Annotated in this window: 17 protein-coding genes and 1 tRNA gene; 10 read left to right on the plus strand and 8 right to left on the minus strand. The window is 72.4% G+C overall.

Annotated elements, in window-relative coordinates:
• Positions 1–84: 84 nt before the first annotated feature.
• From WME75_RS22655 to WME75_RS22685, 7 genes are all read right to left on the minus strand, one after another.
• The gene (locus WME75_RS22655; protein ID WP_437494434.1) at positions 85–1,686 is read right to left on the minus strand and encodes a serine/threonine-protein kinase; all 1,602 of its coding nucleotides are present in this window, start codon (positions 1,684–1,686) and stop codon (positions 85–87) included.
• Positions 1,687–1,779: 93 nt separating this feature from the next.
• Positions 1,780–2,799, minus strand: a complete 1,020-nt coding sequence (locus WME75_RS22660; RefSeq protein WP_437494436.1) for a hypothetical protein — start codon at positions 2,797–2,799, stop codon at positions 1,780–1,782.
• Entirely contained in the window at positions 2,799–3,893 is a 1,095-nt protein-coding gene (locus tag WME75_RS22665) for a tetratricopeptide repeat protein (RefSeq protein ID WP_437494437.1), read from the minus strand. The genes WME75_RS22660 and WME75_RS22665 overlap by 1 nt, the downstream gene beginning before the upstream one ends.
• Positions 3,894–4,093: 200 nt before the next feature.
• A complete protein-coding gene (locus WME75_RS22670) occupies positions 4,094–4,402 on the minus strand; it encodes a hypothetical protein (protein WP_437494439.1) in 309 nt (102 codons plus the stop codon).
• A 58-nt stretch (positions 4,403–4,460) separates the two neighbouring features.
• On the minus strand, positions 4,461–5,531 hold the full coding sequence (locus tag WME75_RS22675) for a DUF4190 domain-containing protein (RefSeq protein ID WP_437494441.1): 1,071 nt from the start codon (positions 5,529–5,531) through the stop codon (positions 4,461–4,463).
• A 66-nt stretch (positions 5,532–5,597) separates the two neighbouring features.
• Positions 5,598–6,728, minus strand: a complete 1,131-nt coding sequence (locus tag WME75_RS22680; RefSeq protein ID WP_437494443.1) for a hypothetical protein — start codon at positions 6,726–6,728, stop codon at positions 5,598–5,600.
• A gap of 224 nt (positions 6,729–6,952) precedes the next feature.
• Positions 6,953–7,039 (minus strand) — tRNA-Leu (locus WME75_RS22685).
• A 273-nt stretch (positions 7,040–7,312) separates the two neighbouring features.
• On the opposite strand from WME75_RS22685, the gene WME75_RS22690 reads away from it, so the two are divergent.
• From WME75_RS22690 to WME75_RS22730, 9 genes are all read left to right on the plus strand, one after another.
• Positions 7,313–8,644, plus strand: a complete 1,332-nt coding sequence (locus tag WME75_RS22690) for a dihydroorotase (protein ID WP_437494444.1) — start codon at positions 7,313–7,315, stop codon at positions 8,642–8,644.
• The gene (gene rimO, locus WME75_RS22695) at positions 8,641–10,110 is read left to right on the plus strand and encodes a 30S ribosomal protein S12 methylthiotransferase RimO (protein ID WP_437494446.1); all 1,470 of its coding nucleotides are present in this window, start codon (positions 8,641–8,643) and stop codon (positions 10,108–10,110) included. Before WME75_RS22690 ends, rimO begins: the two co-directional genes overlap by 4 nt.
• Before the next feature lie 109 nt (positions 10,111–10,219).
• On the plus strand, positions 10,220–10,612 hold the full coding sequence (locus WME75_RS22700; protein WP_437494898.1) for a hypothetical protein: 393 nt from the start codon (positions 10,220–10,222) through the stop codon (positions 10,610–10,612).
• 128 nt (positions 10,613–10,740) lie between these two features.
• Positions 10,741–12,219 carry a sigma-54-dependent transcriptional regulator gene (locus WME75_RS22705; protein ID WP_437494448.1) on the plus strand — a complete coding sequence of 493 codons (1,479 nt, stop codon included), beginning with the start codon at positions 10,741–10,743 and terminating at the stop codon, positions 12,217–12,219.
• Positions 12,220–12,382: 163 nt separating this feature from the next.
• Positions 12,383–12,961, plus strand: coding sequence for a type IV pilin protein (locus WME75_RS22710; protein ID WP_437494450.1), 579 nt, complete (start codon positions 12,383–12,385; stop codon positions 12,959–12,961).
• Positions 12,962–13,112: 151 nt separating this feature from the next.
• The gene (locus WME75_RS22715) at positions 13,113–13,724 is read left to right on the plus strand and encodes a type IV pilin protein (protein WP_437494452.1); all 612 of its coding nucleotides are present in this window, start codon (positions 13,113–13,115) and stop codon (positions 13,722–13,724) included.
• Positions 13,725–13,803: 79 nt separating this feature from the next.
• Positions 13,804–14,418 (plus strand): type IV pilin protein, encoded by a 615-nt coding sequence (locus tag WME75_RS22720; RefSeq protein ID WP_437494454.1) that lies wholly within the window; start codon positions 13,804–13,806, stop codon positions 14,416–14,418.
• 62 nt (positions 14,419–14,480) lie between these two features.
• Positions 14,481–14,978: a hypothetical protein gene (locus WME75_RS22725; RefSeq protein ID WP_437494456.1), complete on the plus strand. Its 498-nt coding sequence runs from the start codon at positions 14,481–14,483 to the stop codon at positions 14,976–14,978.
• Complete coding sequence (locus tag WME75_RS22730; RefSeq protein ID WP_437494458.1) at positions 14,975–15,964, plus strand: hypothetical protein; 990 nt, start codon at positions 14,975–14,977, stop codon at positions 15,962–15,964. The genes WME75_RS22725 and WME75_RS22730 overlap by 4 nt, the downstream gene beginning before the upstream one ends.
• Before the next feature lie 197 nt (positions 15,965–16,161).
• On the opposite strand, the gene WME75_RS22735 is transcribed toward WME75_RS22730, so the two are convergent.
• A complete protein-coding gene (locus WME75_RS22735) occupies positions 16,162–17,631 on the minus strand; it encodes a PEGA domain-containing protein (protein WP_437494460.1) in 1,470 nt (489 codons plus the stop codon).
• Here WME75_RS22735 and WME75_RS22740 point away from each other — a divergent pair.
• On the plus strand, positions 17,630–18,541 hold the full coding sequence (locus WME75_RS22740; protein ID WP_437494462.1) for a hypothetical protein: 912 nt from the start codon (positions 17,630–17,632) through the stop codon (positions 18,539–18,541). The genes WME75_RS22735 and WME75_RS22740 overlap by 2 nt on opposite strands.
• The last annotated feature ends 454 nt before the right edge of the window (positions 18,542–18,995 follow it).

Below are 18,995 nucleotides of genomic sequence, written 5' to 3' on the forward strand. Positions count from 1 at the left end.
CTTCTCACGCGGCAGGCCTCGTCGACCAGCGGACCTCCTGCGCCCGGATCGGCCTCGCGCAGCGGCGCTGCGCGCCTGCCGTCATCAGTCGAATTTCACATACGGCTTGCGCGACTGCGGCGGCCTGCGCTTCGGCGTCGACGCGGATGGAACGCCCGTGGGCTCGGGAGCCATGCTGGCGGCGCCCGCGGGGAGCGGCGCGGGCGCGGGCGCGGGCGTCGTCGCGGCGGGCGGCGCGACGCGGGGCGGGGCGGGGAGCGCGAGCGCGTCCGCGAGCGCCCTGGCTTCCAGCGCCACCCCCGTCTGGAGCCTGCGCACGCCGCCGTCGGCGGGGCGGCGGAGCTCGCGCACGGCGAGCGCCGTCACGATCAGCGACAGGGCGACGGTCCCGACGGCGACGCGCGAGGTGCGCTTCCGCGGCGCGCGGCGCGACGTGCTCGGCGGCTGCGAGGCGTCCACGTCGTCGCCCACGACCGCGAGCAGCTCGCTCGTCGCGCCGACCTCGGCTGGCTGGATCGGGCCGGGGCGCTCGCGGCTCAGGCTCGGCCTCGCCTGGTCCATCGTGCGATCGAGCTCCGCGATGAGCTCCTGCGCGCTCCGCGGCCGCTCGTCGGGCCGCTTGGCCAGCGCGCGCTGCAGGAGCGCCGAGAGCGACGACGGTATCCCGGCGCCAGGCGCCGCCTCGATCGCCGGCACCGGCGGCGACTTGATGTGCCTCGCCATCACGACGACCGCGTCGTCGTCGATGAACGGCGGCCGGCCGACCAGCATCTGATAGAGCAGCACGCCGAGCGAGTAGAGGTCGCTCCGCGCGTCGAGCGGCCTGCCCTGCGCCTGTTCCGGAGACATGTACCGCGGCGTTCCGAAGACGGTGCCCGCCTGGGTCTCGAGGGCGTCGACCGGCCGCTCGGTCCCGGTCATCACCTTCGCGATGCCGAAGTCGAGCACCTTGCAGATCTCCTCGTGCTCGCCCGCGGGGGGCCTCGCCAGGAACAGGTTGTCCGGCTTGAGGTCCCGGTGGATGATCCCCTTGTCGTGCGCCTCCGCCAGCGACAGGAGCGCGTGCCGGGCGAAGCGGGCGGCGTCGCCGACGTGCAGCCGTCGCTGCCGCTTGAGCCGCTGCCCGAGCGATTCCCCCTCCAGGAGCTCCATCGCGAGGTAGAGCGAGCCGCTGCGCCACGTCGCCCCCTCCGCGGGCGAGCTCTGCTCCGCGGAGCGGCCGCGACCGAAGGCCGCGTCCGTCGCGTCGTCCACGATCTCGCCGAAATCGAAGACGGTGACCGTGTGCGGCGACCGGAGGAGGCTCATCGCGCGCGCCTCACGCGTGAAGCGGGCCTTCGCCTGCGCGTCGAAGGCCCGGTCCGACCGCAGGATCTTGATGGCCACGTCGCGGCCCATCGCCTCCTGGCGCGCGCGGTACACCGTGCCCATCGAGCCGGCGCCGAGCTTGCCCACGATCACGAACCGATCCGCGATCGTGATCCCCAGGAACGGGTCCCCCTCGGCCTCGGCGAGCGCCTCGCGGCTCACGAGGGCCAGCCCGTCGTGGGGGCAGCGCGGCAGCTTCGCGGACGGGCCGGTCTCGGAGCCGCGATCGCTGGCGGGGGGCGGGAGCAGGCTGGACGAGCTCCTCGCGTGCAGAGCGACCGCCGCAAGGTGGTGGCACCGCGGGCAAATCAGCGCCAAGGCCCTGCTGGGCTCGCCGGACAATCCGGGTGCGCTGGCTGGGAACTGGTCGTCAGCTGTAGGAGCTACCACCGCGATGGGGGGGATCGTCCGTCACTTGGGCTCGCATCGCAAGGCCCACGACGGACCCGTCGAATGGGGGCGACAGCCGAACGACGAGACATCGCCGCAGGACGCCTCGCTGCAACAGACATCGCTACAGAATCGCTGCGTTTGTTCAGGATGCTTGACGCACATACCGCTCCGACACGCATCATCCGTGGCGCACGGAACGCCGACGGCGGCGAAGCTGTGATCGGGCAGCGGCCTCGCGCACGCCCGGACGGTCGAGCCTTCCCCGACCGTGATCTCGGCGCAGCCGACGTTCTGCATCACGTCGCCCGGCGCGGCCGGGCACATGTCCGAGGAGCAGCACGGGATCGTGCAGCGGAGGGTCCCGCCGACGTAGACGCAGAGCCCGGAGGCGCAGTCCGCGTTCCCGGCGCACTCGTCGAAGTAGCGGCCCTCGCCCTGGCCGACGGGCTGGCACGCCCAGGCCGGACCGGCCGAGACGAGGTCCGTCGTGAACCGGCACGCCGCCCCGCTCGTCGCGCAGTTCGTGTCTGAACAGCAGGTGTCAACGCAGGCGCCTTCGTTGCAAATGCCAGAACGGCAGTCGCCGGGCGCGGCGCAGGTCGCGCCGGAGAGCCGCGTACCCACCTCGGGCCGGCCGACGTCCCGGCCGACGCGACAGAGGCCGCTCCCTCCGCCGTCGGGGATCCAGCAGACCGCGTCCCGGACAGGATCGCAGTCGCTCGAGGTGCAGCAGGCGCGCGCGCAGACGCGCGGCCCCTCGCCGTCGAACAGCGCGGGATCGAGGCAGAAATCGAGCGCTCCGCAGTCTTCGTGATCCGCGCAGGGCGCCCCCAGCGCGCGCTCGGCGGGCAGCATGTCGATGCAGGTGCCGTCCCTGCAAAAGGCGCCCTCGGGGCACGCCGGGGGCCCGATCGCGCCCTCGTCCGAGCAGGGCACGGAGCCCAGCTTGCCGTCGACGAGGACCTCGCACCCGACGCCGAGCAACGCGAGCGCCGAGAGCCCGAGGAGGAGCTTCCGCCCCGCGGCGCCGAGGTCCATCAGAACTGCACCCGGAGCCGGGCTCCCCCGGCGCCCAGCGACAGGCCGACGCGCGGCGCCTCCTCCCCTGCGCGGGCGCCGCGCGAGGTCGGACCGTCGTCGTGACCCGAGCGCGGAGCGCCCGAGGCCGGGCGCGCGGTGCGCGGGCTCGCCGCGGGAGCCCGCGGCGACAGGGCCAGGTAGAGCGCCGCTGCGCCGGAGAGCCCGGCGACCAGCAGGGCGACATCCGCGGCGACGGCGCACTGGTGGGCGGCGCTCGCGTCGGCCTGCAGATCGGCCACCGAGACGCCCCCGCCCGTGCGCTTGCTAGGGCCGGGATCCCGCGCCACGGCGAGCGCCGCGAACACGCCGCCGACCACGAGGGACCCCGCAGCGATGCCCCCGCTGACGTAGAGCCAGGGCCCCTGCGGCTTCGCGCTGCCCGCCGCCGCGGAACGACGCGGCGGGCGCGGCAGATACGGCAGATACGGCAGCGCCGCGGAGGCCTGGGCGGAGGGCGCGGGCGCGGGCGCGGGCGGCGGCTTCGCGCTGGAGAGCTCCCGCTTCGCCCCCTGCAGCCGCTTGAGGACCGCCGCGACCTCCTCACGCTCCTTCGGGAGCGCCTCCATCACGAGGTAGCGACGATAGTAGCGCTCGGCTTGCTCGATCTCGCCCAGCCGCTCGTGGATGACCGCCAGGTTGTAGATGAGCTCTTTCCCCTCGGGATCGAGCGCCACCGCGGCCTCCAGCTTCGCGATGGCGGCGCGGTACTCGCCGTGCTGGTAGAGCCCCTGCGCCGCATCGTGCAGCGCGGTGGCTCGCTCGATGCGGCGCCGCTTCTCCGCCCCCTCCTCCTGCGACATCGACGGCGGCGCGGACGGGTCCTGGGCGCTTCCCTGCGGCGGTGGCGCGCTGCCCTGCAGCGGCAGGGCGGCGCCGGACGGCGCGGGCGCGGCCCCCGACGACGTGAGCGGCGCCCGCGAGGGCATCTGCGCGGCGAGCGCACGCGGCGGCGCTCCGAGCGAGGCCACCGCGAGCGCGCAGGCGAAGCACACGACGAACCGCCCGGCCTCGGGACCGATCGAGAGCGGCAGGCGCGCTGCGTGATTCGTCACGGCCGCCCACACTAGCGCAACTTTCGCGAGGGTAACGCCTCTTGCGTGGCGCGGGTCGGCGCGGCGCCGCGCGCGCTGCCTCGGCGCCGTCTGCCTCACGCCGGCCGCGGTCTGCGCCGAGCCGCCGGCGCGCGGCCCGGCGCTCCGAGGACGGGGCGCGCTCCTTCCCGCGAGTTCCCGCGAGGCCGCCGTTGCGTCGATCACCTGAGCTTGCAGCTGTACTCGCCCGCGAGCACGAGCGCCCGCTCGCACCGGACATCCACGGTGTGCTTCGCGGTGGTGAACTCGAAGGTCTGGCCGAACGGCGTCCGCTCCAGCCGGGTCATCTGCGCCCTGCAGCCCCCGCTCGCGCGGCGCGGATCCGGCGCGGGCGAGCCGACGTCCTCGCCGCACGCGACGAGCGCCGCTCTCCGTTCGACCGCGGCGTTGTCGGAGAAGACGTTGTAGGCCGCCGAGAAGCTGAACGCGACACAGAGAGCGAAGAGGGCGAGCTGGACGAAGCGCTTCACGGGCTGAGCTTACCCCGTCCGGGGCGCGGCGGGCTGGCCGCCGAGCGCGCGACGGCGCTCAGAGCCGCATGCCCGAGCCCGGCAGCGGGTGCCACGGCTGGCGGCGGGTCGTGTACTGGCCGCGCACGAACGCCCCGAGCACGGGCGCGATGTTGCGCGCGATGTCGTCGTCCCACTCGCCGCCGTTGATCCCGTCCTGCGGGGAGAGATCCGGCGAGAGCAGGAAGAAGCCGGGGTAAAGCCGCCGCGGCATCTTTATCTGATCGAGGTCCTCCTTGAAGACGTCGATGTCCACGCGCACGAGCCGCACGCTCCGGAGCGCGGTCTGCATCAGCGGATCGCTGAGCGCGCGGTCGACGCCGCGGCACGGCTCGCACGGATCGCTCGTCGTCATCACGAGGACCTTCTCGCCCCGGGCGTGCGCATCCGCGCGCTGCTTGGCGAGCTCCTCGCTGAGCGTCGAGACGTCGACGCCGATATCGACGATGGAGACCCCGCCGATGCGCCGCTGGATCGTGTGCTGAGGGACGCTGCCGCCGGGCTGCGCCGCCGGAGGAGGCGCGTCCGGCAGCGGCGCCGCCGGGGACGCGGTGCTCGCCGGCTCCGGCGAGGGCTCACCCTCCCCGACGGCGGCGGCGGCGGTCTCGCCGCTGTTGTGCGTGCTCCACATCCACACGCCGAAGCCGATCGCCGAGCTCCAGCAGAGGGTGAGGAGCACGCCGAGCGAGAGCCCCACGCTGGCGAGCACCTGGCCCCTGCGCGCCTCGGGGGCCCGCTCGATCTCGCGGCGGGCCGCCCAGCCGAAGGCGATCGCGGCGATGGCCCCGAGCGGCCCGAAGAGCGCCGCGACCACCGAGCTCACGGCCAGCGTCGAGAACGGCGGTCGCTCCGGCGGGAGCGGCCGGGTGACGTAAGGATCCTGGATGACCGGCAGCGGCGTGGTGGCGCCGCTCGGCGACGGCGCTCGGGGAGCGGCACCGACGCGCGCCGCCTCGTCGCGGACGGGCGCGCTGACAGGCAGCTCACCCTCGCCGGGCAGGAGGCCCGCCCGCGCATCCCGGAGCGCCGCCAGAGGCTCGTTCGCATCGCGGTTCGGCGGGGGCTGACTCGGGCCGCATGCGGGGCTCACGTCCCTTATCCTAGCGCCAGAGTCGGAGCTACGCCCGCGGTACGCGCCCCCTCGTCGCGTCGGAGCTCAAGGGATGCAGGCGCGCTCGAGCACCCGCAAGACTGCGCGCTTCGTGCTCACACCGCGGCTCATCGCCTCCGTCCATGCGACGCCGACGCGCTCGCCGACGAGGGCCAGGCTGGGAGAATCCTTTACAGGAGTCACCCCATCCGACACCCGGATCCCCCGGGCAGAAGGCGCTCCGTCGGCGGCCAGCTTCACGAGCAGGAGCTGCCCCTCGGCCTTGCCATCGTGGCCGACCCACGCCACGAGCGCCCCGTCCCCGCTCGGCGCGATCGCGCGCCACTTGCCCTTGCCGAGGACCCAGGGCGCCCCGCGAGGCCGCGCCTCGGCGTCCAGCGCACGGGCGATCAAGGTGGACCCTTCGTTCCACGCCACGAGCGCCCCGCCGCCGGTGGCCACGAGCCCGAGCCGCCGCTCTCTGTCCGGTGTTTCCTGAGCCGCCGCGGCCGAGAGGTCGCTGCCTTGGGGCTTGGCCACGACGTGGGCATTCCCTTCCCTGCCGGCCGCGTCGAAATGCGAGGCCCGGATGCTCCCGTCCGCCTCGTCGTGCCACGCGACGAGGTAGCCGCCGGACGCGTCCGCGGCGACCGCCGGCCAGCGCGGCTTCTTTGTGTGGCGCGTGACCCCCACCGCCTTGAGCTGCGGCTGCGCGGGATCCACCGGCGCGAACCGGAACACCCCCAGCTGATTGCGCTCCGCCCCGAAGGGGGCCGCCGCCACCAGGGCGCCGCCCGGAGCCGGCGCGATGGCGACATGCTCGCTGACGTCCCTGCCGATGGCGCCAACGCGCAGGATCTCCGTCGGCGGAGTCGTCTCCCAGCGGGGCCGGGCGTACGCGAGCCCCTCCGCGTCGAACCACGTGATCGCCCACGCGTCCCCCGAAGAGAAGATCCGGAGCCCTGCCTCGCGCGTGTTCGAGATCGCCCTCGCCCGGGCGATCTGCCGGGCGTCGCTGTCGAAGCCGGCGAACGCGATCTGCGCGTCCCCGCCCTTGAGATCCACGAGCCACACGGCGCCGAACGAGCCGTCGGCCCGGCCCGCCACCCCCATCCCCTCGCGCAGGATGTAGGTCGCCATGTCACCCGACTTGACCTTGCACGCGGCGAGGGTCCCGAGGGGAACGAACTCCTGCACGCCGGTCCCCTGCGGAGGCGCGATCTCGACCGGCGCCGTTGCGACGGCGGGCTCGGTCGAGGCGCTCGATGCGGGGGAGCCGGAGCGGGGCTCGGCGTCGCTCGAACCGGACGCCGCGGCCGCAGCGCCCCCGGAGCGGGAAGCGCTGCGATCGCAGGAGCCGCCAAAAACGGCAAATAAGGAGAGGGCCACTACAGTGGCTAAAGAAGGATAAGAAGAGCGCTTGGTGCGAAGCAGAGGACTTGAACCTCCACGGGAGTTACCCCACTGGAACCTGAATCCAGCGCGTCTGCCAATTCCGCCAGCTTCGCGAGCGGGGACGGCATCACTACCTCACGCCTTCGCGATCCGTCAAGCCCCGCGTCACGCCCTGAGCGTTTTTCTTCCATCCCGCGTCGCCCGCCGCTCGCCTCGTCGCCTCTCGTCGCGTCTCGTCTCGTCTCGTTACCGGCCAGCGCGTGCCTCCAACCGCTTCACCCGCTTCACCCCCTGACCTCGCAGGGGTGTCCCCGCCGGGCTCTCGGCCCCGGCTGACCCGCAGCGGTGCACGGCGAGAGGCGCATGTGCTAGGGGAGCGCGCTCCCATGGCGGCAATCGGCTCCCCTCCCCCTCTCCTTCTCATCGTCGGCGTGCGCGCCGTCGACCCAGCTCAGCAGCTCGACGACGTGGTCGACGTCGTCGTGGAAGACGGCGTCATCACCCGGGTAGGGCGCGGCGCAGCGACCGACGATCTGCGCCGCGCCGACCGGGCCGAGGTCGTCCAGGGCGAGGGGCTCCTGCTCCTCCCCGCCTTCGTCGATCTCCACGCTCACCTGCGCGAGCCCGGGCAGGAGTACAAGGAAGACATCGCCTCCGGGCTGGCCGCCGCGGCTGCCGGCGGCTTCGCGCACGTGTGCGTGATGCCGAACACGCGACCCGTCAACGACACCCGCTCCATCACCGAGGCCATGATCGCGCGCGCCCGCGCGCTCTCGGGGCCCGCCCTCCACCCCATCGGCGCGATCACGATGGGCCAGAAGGGCACCGAGCTCACCGAGATGGCCGACCTCAAGGACGCCGGCGCGGTGGCGGTCTCCGACGACGGGCGCTGCGTCACGTCGAGCGCGGTGATGCGCCGCGCGCTCGAGTACGCGAAGACCTTCGATCTCCCGGTCATCCAGCACGCCGAGGACCACGCGCTCACCGAGGGGGCCCAGATGCACGAGGGGGCGATCGCGACGCGGCTCGGCCTCCGGGGCTGGCCCCGCGTGGCGGAGGACATCATCGTCGCGCGCGACGTGCTGCTCGCCGAGGCCACCGGGGCGCGCTACCACGTGGCGCACGTCTCGTCGCTCGGAGCGGTCCGCATCCTCCGCGAGGCGAAGGCCCGCGGCATCGCCGTGACCGCCGAGGTGACGCCGCACCACCTGACGCTCACAGACGCCGCCGTGCTCGGCTACGACACCGCGTGCAAGGTCAACCCGCCCCTGCGCGAGCAGGCGGACGTCGACGCGCTCCGCGAGGCGCTCGCTGACGGCACGATCGACGCGGTCGCGACCGATCACGCGCCCCACTCGACGCTCGAGAAGGACTGCGAGTTCGCCGAGGCGTCGCCCGGCCTCATCGGCCTCGAGCTCGTCGTCCCGGTCCTGCTCGACCTCGTCCGCCAGGGCGCCCTCCCCCTCGGGCGGCTCGTCGACGCGCTCACCCGCGCCCCCGCCCGCATCGCGCGGCTCGACGCGCCCGCGATCAAGGTCGGCGCCCGCGCCGAGCTCTGCCTCGTGGATCCGAACCTGAGCTTCGTCCTCGACCCGGCGCGCCTGCGCTCGAAGAGCAAGAACACGCCGCTGCTCGGCAAGCAGCTCACAGGCCGCGTCAAGATGACGCTGGCCGCCGGTAGGGTCGTCTTCATCGACGGCGAAGGAGCAGCGACATGAGCTCGCGCAAGGTCCATTTCGTCAGCCTCGGGTGCCCCAAGAACCGCGTCGACTCCGAGGTGATGCTCGGCGTCGCCCGCGCGGCCGGCTACGCGCACGTCGACGATGCCGCCGAGGCCGAGGTGATCGTCGTCAATACCTGCGGCTTCATCGGCGAGGCGAAGAAGGAGTCGATCGACGCCATCTTCGAGATGGCGCAGCACAAGGAGCGCGGCAGCTGCAAGCGGCTGGTGGTCGCCGGCTGCCTCTCGCAGCGCCACCCCGAGGATCTCGCCCGCGAGATGCCCGAGGTCGATCACTTCCTCGGATCGAGCGACATGCTCAAGCTCGGCCGGGTGCTCGCGGGCGACGCGGAGCGGATGCTCGTCGGCAACCCCGCCGAGTGGCTGATCCACGCCGGCGATCCGCGCACGCTCTCGACCCCCGGCGGCAGCGCCTACGTCAAGATCGCCGAGGGCTGCAACCGCACCTGCTCGTTCTGCGTGATCCCCGACCTGCGGGGCGCGCAGCGCTCGCGGCCCATCCCGGACGTGGTGCGCGAGGTGGAGCAGCTCGCGGCGGCGGGCGTCCGCGAGATCAACCTCATCTCGCAGGACACGATCGCCTACGGCCGCGACGCCGCGGGCCGCGCGCAAGGCGACGCCCGCGCGACGCTCGCGCAGCTCGTGCAGCAGGTCGCCGACGTGCCCGGCGTGCGCTGGGTGCGGCTCTTCTACCTGTACCCCGAGACGATGACCGACGACGTCATCGAGCTCCTCGCCGACCACCCGCGGGTCGTGCCCTACGTTGACATGCCGCTCCAGCACGCCGCCGACGCGATGCTGCGCAGGATGCGGCGCGGCCACGGCGGCGACCGGCTCCGGCGGGTCGTCTCCACGCTGCGCGAGCGCGTGCCCAACCTCACGTTCCGCACCGCGTTCATCGTCGGCCACCCCGGCGAGACCGACGCCGAGTTCGAGGAGCTCTGCGATTTTGTGCGCTGGGCCGAGTTCGAGCGGGTCGGGGTGTTCCGCTACTCCGACGAGGAGACGAGCCGCAGCCATGCGCTCGAGGGCAAGGTCCCCGCGCGCACCGCCGCGAACCGCTACCGCCGCCTCATGACGCTGCAGCGCCGCATCGCCCACAAGAAGAGCGCCGCGATGATCGGCCGCGAGCTCGATGTGCTCGTCGAGGGGACGAGCGACGAGCACGAGTACGTGCTCATGGGCCGCCACGCCGGCCAGGCGCCCGAGATCGACGGGCAGGTCTACCTCTCCGGCGGCGAGGTCCGCCCGGGTGAGATGTGCCGCGTCCGGATCACGCAGGCGAGCGACTACGATCTCGTGGGCGAGCTGCTCGACGAGGAGGAGGGCGAACGCGGCGCCGCGCTCCCCCCCCTGCCCCCGGAGCTCGGCGCGGTCGCGGCGAAGCGGCGCGTCGCCCTGCGCGTGCTGCAAACCGATGGACGCGAGCGCCAACAGAATTGACGGCTTGGCCGGCAGGTCGCGGCGCGACGGCTGAAAATCACGGCATACCGCGGCGCTCACGGGCGTCGAGGGCGCGGCACACGGTGTGCTATGAAGCGGTGCCGTGCCGATGTTCCGCCGCGCTGCGCTTCACCTTGCTCTTGCCCTCGCGACCTCGCTGCTCGCCGGCGCAGCGTGCCTGAGCCCGACCTTGCCCCTCCCCCCGCCCGAGCCGGCCGACACGATGCGGCCGTCCGCGGACCGGGAGGGGGTGTGGCAGATCTCGGGCAACTGCAGCCCTGGAGCGCGCGTCAGCGTGTTCAACGAGCGGACGCAGCGGGGCGTGATCGAGGACGACACCGACAGGAACGGCCGGTACCACCTCGAGATCGAGGCGGAGCTCTGCGACGTCCTGCGCGTGTGGCAGGAGCTGGAGGGCAGCGGAGATGAAGAGAGCGCGTGGCAGTCCTTCGTCGTCGAGGAGCGCACGCCGCTCGGCGTCGTGAACGACGCCTGCCCCTGAACGCCGACGGGCGCGCCGCCGCGGCGGCGCGATCCCCGCGGGCCTGAGCGGGCGCGACGACGCAGCGCGCTGGGCCCGACGGCCGCCGTCGACGCGCGCGCGTGGCATCGTGATAGTGTGGTGGCGTGATGGCGACGATCCCGCCGAGCGTCCCGCCGAAGACCACCCGGGTGCTGGTCGTCGATGACGAGCCTGGCCTCCGTCAGGTGCTCACGATCGCCTTCCGCCGCCAGGGCTACGAGGTCGTGCTCGCGCCCGGCGCCCACGCCGCGCTCGAGGCCATCCGCCAGAACCCGCAGCCGTTCCCGCTGATCCTCACCGATCTCGTGATGCCCGACGGCTCGGGGATCGAGGTGCTCACGGCCGCGAAGGCGCGGAGCAGCGCGACCGAGGTGATCGTGATGACCGCGTACTCCACCGTGGAGAGCGCGCTCGACGCGATGCGCCACGGCGCCTACGACTTCGTGACAAAGCCGTTCTCGCCGGCGGAGCTCACCGCGCTCGCGGCGAAGGCGCTCGAGAAGAGCTCGATCGTCGCCGAGAACCAGCGGCTGCGCGCGCAGCTCGAGCGGCTCGATCTGCCGTCGCGCGAGCCGCTCGGCACGGGCGCCGCGATGCAGCGGATCTCGGAGCTGATCGGCAAGATCGCGCCGACGCGCACGACCGTGCTGATCACGGGCGAGAGCGGGACCGGCAAGGAGCGCGTGGCCCGCGCGATCCACGATCAGAGCGACCGCGCCGCGAAGCCGTTCCTTGTCGTCAACTGCGGGGCGCTGCCGGAGGCGCTCATGGAAAGCGAGCTGTTCGGCCACGAGAAGGGCTCGTTCACCGGCGCCGGCGCGCGCGCGCTCGGGCTGTTCCGGGAGGCGGACGGCGGGACGCTGCTCCTCGACGAGATCGGGGAGCTGCCGGCCTCGCTGCAGGTGAAGCTCCTCCGCGTGCTCCAGGAGCGGAAGGTGCGCCCGGTCGGCGCCGCCGCGGAGCTCGCGGTGGACGTCCGGCTCCTCGCCGCGACAAACCGCGATGTGGAGGCCGAGGTGCGCGAGGGCCGGTTCCGGCAGGATCTCTATTACCGGCTCAACGTCATCCGCATCGAGCTGCCGTCCCTGCGCGAGCGCCCGGAGGACATCTCGCGGCTCGCCGAGCGCTTCCTGCGCCGCTTCGCCGCCGAGCTCGGCAAGGACGTCCGCGGCCTGACGACGGACGCGGTGCGTGCGCTCGACGCCTACGGCTTCCCGGGCAACGTGCGCGAGCTCGAGAACATGATGGAGCGCGCGGTGGCGCTCGCCGGAGGGCCCTCCATCGGCCTCGGCGACCTCCCGAGCGCCGTCGCCGGCCTCAGCGCGAGCCCGGCCCCGCTCCTCGCGCAGCTGCCGCCCGGCGGGTGCATGCTCGACGAGGTGCTCGGGGAGGTCGAGCGCCGGCTCATCCTGCAGGCGCTCGAGCGCACCGGCGGCGTCCGCAAGGCCGCCGCGAAGCTGCTCGGCGTCTCCTTCCGGTCGCTGCGCTACCGGCTCGCCAAGCACGCGCTCGCCGCCGACGGCGAGGGCGACGACGAGTTGGAGGGGTCCCGACGAGAATCGTCACCGCCCGGTGCCCCGCAGTGACGGTTTTCGTCACCACCGCAAACGAACACAAACACACACCTCCCGGAGCTCGCCCCGCTCCACTCGAGGAAAACCGAGGCAACTCATGAGCTTCTCGCGCAAGTCGACGACGACGCCGGGCCGCGCTCTCCTTGGCACGTCGCCTGCTGGAAGGTCCGGACGGATGCGGAGCACGCAGCGACAGCGAAACGCAGCGAGGCGAGCGTTCACGCTCGTCGAGCTCCTCGTCGTCGTGGCGATGGTAGGTGTCCTCGCGGCGCTCGGCATGGTCGGTTACCGCAAGTACATGAACGCAGCGGGCATCGCCGAACCGAAGGCCGTCATACAGGGGATCCGCGGTGGGCAGGAGTCCTACAAGGCCGAGATGCTCGTTTATCTCGATGTCTCGGGGTCGCTCGACAACTGGTATCCTGCGGGGACTCTCAACGATCAGAAGCGCGCGTGGGCTGGCTCGGGTGCCCTCGCTGACAGCTGGCGGCTGCTCAACGTGACGACGGACGGCGCGGTCCGCTTTGGGTACGCGTCGGTGGCCGGCGTCGGGACCAACTTCACCGCGACCCCCAACGCGGGCTTCACCTGGCACGGGTTGTCCGGGCCTCCGCTGGCAGAGGCGCACTACGCGCCGAACGGCCCCTGGTACATCATCCAGGCGGCCGGCGATCGCGACGCGGATGGGACGCTCGCCTTGCTCCTGACGGCATCCACGATGTCCGGGATCTACTGGGAGAACGACACGGAGTAGAGGATGGTTTGCCCCGGCGCGGCGCAGAGAGCGCCTGTCCGTGGGAGAGGTTTTCGCACGGCGGGCTGGCCGGGCCCCGCACCAGGCATCGTCACGGTCAGTTCTCGGCAAGGAATCCAATTAAAGAAAGCATCACGGAGGATTGACACTCATGCGTGCACTGAAGCGATACGACAGGAGAGGCTTCACCCTCGTCGAGCTCATGATCGTCGTCGCCATCATCGGCGTCCTCGCCGCGCTGGCGATCTTCGGGGTCCGCCGGTATCTCGCGAGCGCGAAGAGCTCGGAAGCGAAGAACACCGTGGGCGCGATCTCCCGCGGCGCGGTCGCTGCCTTCGAGCGCGAGACGTCCAATTCCGAAATTCTGACGCCCGGCGGTACTTCGGCCGCCGCGAGCCATAGCCTGTGCGCGAGCGCCGCTCCGGTGCCCGATGCCGTTCCGGCGGGAGGCAAATACCAGCCGAACACGGCCCCAGACGAGGACTTCGAGGAGGGCACCGAGACCGAGGGCTGGCCGTGCCTGCGGTTCGCGATGACTCAGCCGATCTATTACCAGTACCACTATTATAATGCGGCGCGTGTCCCCAATCAAACCGATGAGCCTGCTGTCACTGGTACGACGTATTTCGAAGCGGGTGCGCTCGGCAACCTCGATGCGGACACCCCGGCCGTCTACAGCGTGTTCACGCGCCTCGGTGAGGTGGACGCCAATGGGCAGCTCGTCATGGCCACCCAGGTCCACATCGAGCGAGAGTACGAATGATCTGAGCTCTGGCTGCCCGGCTCACGGGTGAGTCGGGCAGCACGATCCGCGCAGAAGCCGCCGGTCATGAGGGTGTACCATGCGATACACGGCAACGTCTCGTGTGCGCGGATTCACGCTCGTCGAGCTCATGATCGTGGTGGCCATCCTCGGCGTGCTCGCCGCCCTGGCGATCGTCGGGGTGCGCAACTATCTCGCCACGGCAAAGACGGCTGAAGCGAAGCAGATCGTCGGCGCCATCACCCGCAGCGCCATCAATCAGTACGAGAACGAGCGCGACGTCTCGCAGGTGCTGCCCGCCACGGGCGTCGCCGCGGCGAGCTCCCACACCCTCTGCGCCTCGGCCGCGCAGGTCCCCCTCGACTTCACCGCCGTTCAGGGGCGGAAATACCAGCCGAGCGCGACCTCCGGCGTCGACTTCCTGTCGGGCTCGGCGGTCGGGGGCTGGCAGTGCCTCGGCTTCTCGATCAGCCAGCCCATCTACTTCCAGTACTCGTACCAGGTCGGCAGCGGCTACGTCAGCGAGGGCCTGCCAGGCGCCCCGATCCCCAGCGGTTCGGCGGCGTTCGAGGCCGGCGCGCGCGGGGACCTGGACGGCGACGGCCCGCCGTGCACGCTGGTCCGCACCGGCGAGGTGCACGACGGCGAGATCGTGACCAGCACCGTGATCTTCACGAACAACGCCTCGGACTGACGGGGGCCACCCGTCTCGGTCGCGCTTGTTGGATCGCGGAGGGGTGAGGTAGAGAGGAGCCCATGACCTGGCGCTCCTGGAGCGCGCTGGAGCTCAGCGCGGCCTTCGCGGTCGGCGGCAGCGTCCTCGCCGTCGCCGTTCCGGCGTTCTTCCGAAACCTCAGCGCGTCCAAGCTGAGCGAGCCGATCGAGGGGCTCGACCGGCTGGTGACCAGCGCGGTCGCCTACGCCGAGTCGCGGCCGCAGGAGATCAGCTTCCCCCCGCCCGCCCCGCTGACCCCGGCGCAGGTGCCGCGCGGTGTGCGCGCGGTCGATCCGCCGGAGTCGTGGGAACACCTCACGTGGCGGTCGCTCGACTTCCGCTTCGAGGGGCCGCACGCGTTCGCCTTCCAGTTCACGAGCGAGCTCGACGCGTCGAAGGCCATGCGCTTCGTCGCGACCGCGCACGGCGACCTCGACGGCGACGGCGCGCTGTCCACGTTCGAGGTGCGCGGCGAGCGGATCCCCGGGGAGCCGGCCCGCGTACTCCCGGGCATGTTCGTGGACCGCGAGGTGGAATGATGGCGGCTCATCCGGCGCCCGGGACAGCGGTCGGTCCGGCAGCCCGCCCTCTCCTCTCCCGCGTCGCGCGCGCGCGCGACGCGCTCGTCACCGTCGCGCTCTCGGCCGCCGCCGCCGTCGCGATCGGGAGCGTGCGTGCGCCGGCCGCGGCGCTGGAGCAGCGCGTCGCCGAGACCTCCGACGTGTACGTCCTGCCGCCGCCGGACGAGGTGGTCACCCTCTCGCTCGGCTACCGCTCCGCGCTGGCCGATCTGCTCTGGTCCCACGTGCTCGTCTCGCAGGGGCTGCACACCATGGAGCGCCGGCGGTTCGAGAACCTGACCCTGCTGCTCGACGCCATCATCGCGCTCGATCCGACCTTCCGCGAGCCCTACCTGTTCGCCGACGCGCTCATCACCTTCCAGACCACCACGACCCCGCGCAACGAGGTCATCAAGGCGCGCGAGATCATGGAGCGCGGGGTGCAGAACCGCCCCCTCGACGGCGAGCTCTGGCTCGCGCTCGGCCAGTTCGTCGCCTTCATCGCGCCGGCCTCGTACTTGACCGATCCCGCGGAGAAGGCGCAGTGGCGGCTCGACGGGGCCCGGATGCTCGCGCGCGCCGCGGAGCTCGGCGGCAACGACGCGAACATCAGCTGGCAGGCGCTCGGCGGCGCGGGCATCCTCGGGCGCGCCGGCGAGCGCGAGGCGCAGATCCGGTTCCTCCAGCGCACCCTCGCCGTCACGGACGACGAGGAGCTGAAGCAGAAGATCCGCGCGCAGCTCGACGCGCTGCTCGGGGAGCAGGCCGCAGAATCCTACCGCCGGCGCCTCGATGGCTTCACCGAGATCTGGCGGCGCGATCTGCCGTTCGTCAGCAAATCGGCGATCCTCGTGCTGGGCCCCCCGCGCGACCCGGCGTACTGCGCGGGCGGCGCCCACGCGGATGAGCCGCGCTGCGCACCCACCTGGCGCGCCTGGGCGGAGCGGGTCGAGCACGACAGGTGAGCCGCCTCCAGCGCTGAAGCGGCTCGCACCGCGCCGGACGCGCGAAAAGCGATGGATCCGCCCGGGGTTCGCGCCTCCAGCATCGGGTCGCCTCGAGGAGCGCTCGAATCGGCGCGAAGAGCGAGGCCGCCACGATGAACGGAGCGCCAGGGACGCTCAAGAGAGGTTCTCCCTCTCCCCATGTCCCTGGCGTCGCGTCACTCGAACCTGACGGCCGCGGTCTTTGTCTCGCCGGCCTTCACGGAGACGGTGACCGACTTCTTCCCGAGCTCCGAATGGATGAACATCACCGTGTGCGACCCCGCGGGGACGCTGACGCCGACCTTGGGCGTGCTCCCCAGCGGCCGCCCGTCGAGGACCACCTTCGAGACCGGGATCGAGTTGATGTTCAGGGTCGCGTTGCCAGCGGCCGCGGGCGCAGCCGCAGCGGCCGGCGCCTCCGCCTTCGGCGCAGCGGCCGGCGCCTCCGACCTCGGCGCTTCGGCCGCAGCCGGGGCGGGCGCAGGCGCAGACGCCGGAGCGGGCGCCGCGGCGACGGCGGCGGCCGGCGCGGGCTTGCTCGCCTCGCCAAGCGCGATCCGGATCGTCTTCTCGGCCTGCCCGTCCTCGAACGAGATCGCCTGGGAGAAGTCGTCGTACCCCCTCTTCGACGCGACGACCTTCCAGCCCTCCGACGGATTGACCTCCACCTTGACGGGCGGCTTCTTCCACGCCGAATCCGGCAGCTTCTTCTCCGTCCCCTTGGCGTTCACCAGCTTGACCGAGGCCACCGGCGTGGCGAGCTCGAGCGTGACCTGCCCCTTCAGCACCTTGAGCGCGACGGTCCCGAGGTCCTTCATCCGGCCCTGACCGACCTCCACCGTCTGCTCCACGGGCTCGTAGCGCTCGCCGCCGTCGAAGCGGATCTTGTGCTCCCCCGGCGATACGCTGACCTCGAGCGGCAGCGTGCCTTTCTCCTCGCCGTCGACGAGGACCTTCACGCCGGGCTGCGCGCCCGACGCCTTCACGCCGGTCGTCGTCGACGCGTTGGTCGAAGTGCCCGCCGCGTCCGCGCCGTCGAGCGTGATCACGACGACCTTCTCCTTGCCGCCCTCCACGATCTCGACGGCATCGCGCGGCGGGAAGTCGGGGGCGAGGATCTTGACCGCCTTCGAGCCGGGATCGAGCTCGCGCACGATGCAAGGCACGGTGTCGCAGCGCTTCTGGCCGTCGATGAAGATCTCGGCCCGCGCGACGGAGGCGCCGCCCGGGGTCTTCAGGTCGATGTTGAGCGCGCCTTTCTTCGGCACCAGCAGGACCACGGCCAGGATCAGCACGGCCACCAGCGCGAGCCCGCCGAGGAGCACGCCCGCCTTGCCGGCCCCCTGCTGCATCGCGGGGCGCGGGCGGATCGCCGTCGGCTCGTCGTTGTTGCGCGACAGCGGGCGGTGGCCGATGTCCGGCATCGGAGGCGCGGGCGGGGCGCTCGGGATCGGCGGCGGTGTCGGGATGGGGGGGCGCGCCTTCGCGGACGGCGCCGCGCCGCCGGAGCTCGCGAGCAGCGCCGCGGCCGCCTTCGGGATCGCCGGCGAGCCCCCCGCCGGCAGCGGGGTCGTCCGCCCGGGCATGCTGTCGCTCCCCTGCCGGTCGTAGACGTGGGTCGACTCCTCATCGTCATCCCAGTTCATGTCGACCGCAGCGCCCTTGCCCGAACGCGGCTTCGCTTCTTCAGCCGCCTTCTGCGGCGGCTTCACCGACGGCGCCCGCACCGGCGGAGGGACCACCGAGGGCAGCGCGCTGGTCGGCGCCGGCGGCAGAGGGCTCTTCGACGGCAGGGCCGGGACGGCGATCGCGGGCAGAGACGGCTGCCGCGAGCGAGGCGGCACCACGGACGGCAGAGCGCCCGGCTTGACCGAGGGGGGCATCGGCGGCGGCAGAGAGCCGGGACTGGTCCCCTTCGGCATCGGCGGCGGCAGAGAGCCGGGACTGGTCCCCTTCGGCATCGGCGGCGGCAGAGAGCCGGGACTGGTCCCCTTCGGCACCGGCGGCGGCAGAGAGCCGGGACTGGTCCCCTTCGGCATCACCGGCGGCGGCAGAGAGCCGGGACTGGTCCCCTTCGGCATCACCGGCGGCGGCAGAGAGCCGGGACTGGTCCCCTTCGGCAGCACCGGCGGCGGCAGAGAGCCGGGACTGGTCCCCTTCGGCATCGGCGGCGGCAGAGAGCCGGGGCTGATCCCCTTCGCCGTCACCGGCGGCGGCGGCAGCGGAGAGGCCATTCCCCCAGGGAGCGTCATCGCAGGGTTGTTGGGAGGCGGCTGCAGCGCGCCGACCCCGCCGACGAGGGTGCGCTGGCGCGTCGGCGGCGCGGGGGGCACGAGAGCGGGGGTCGTGGCGCGTGACGACTTCTTCGCGAGCCCCTCGAATACGTCTAGATCGCTGCCGCCCTTGTTATCCGCCATGTTCGAGAACTCCTCAGGACATGCGGCGCAGTTCGCCGCGGCTTCCGGGAAACGATCGCGCATGCACCGCGCGATGAGCGTGACATGGAAAAGCAGGCCCTCGTCGCGGGCGCGCGCGGAGAGCCCTGCGCAAACCTGACCCGCTGAAGCGTACCGCTGGTCCGGTAATTTCGCGAGCACCATCGCGGGGATGCCGGCGACCGAGCCACGGCACACGCACCGCGATCTCGCGCGGATCCAGCGCGTCGCGGCCGGCGAAACGCCCCATCACGTCCGCGGCGCTCGAGGCCTCGGACAAGCGCTTGCCTGCTGTCATCGTCTCGAAACAGATGCCCAGCGCGACGTGGACCGACCGCACGCCGCTCTCGATCGCGCGCAACGATGCGACCGCGCGCAACGATGCGACCGCGCGCAACGATGCGATGGCGCGCGCGCTCCCGGCACGTCGCGCGCGCGACCTCCGCCAGCGAGCCCACGCCGATCCACGTCGAGAGATCGCAAGCTCCGAAGGACTGCAAACGGTGCACCGAAGACCTTTTTCTAGTCCCTCGGACCGCCGGCGCACAAGCGCCTACTGCATCCCAGGAGAGGAT

Source organism: Sorangium sp. So ce1014, from assembly GCF_051521505.1.
GTDB lineage: Bacteria > Myxococcota_A > Polyangia > Polyangiales > Polyangiaceae > Sorangium.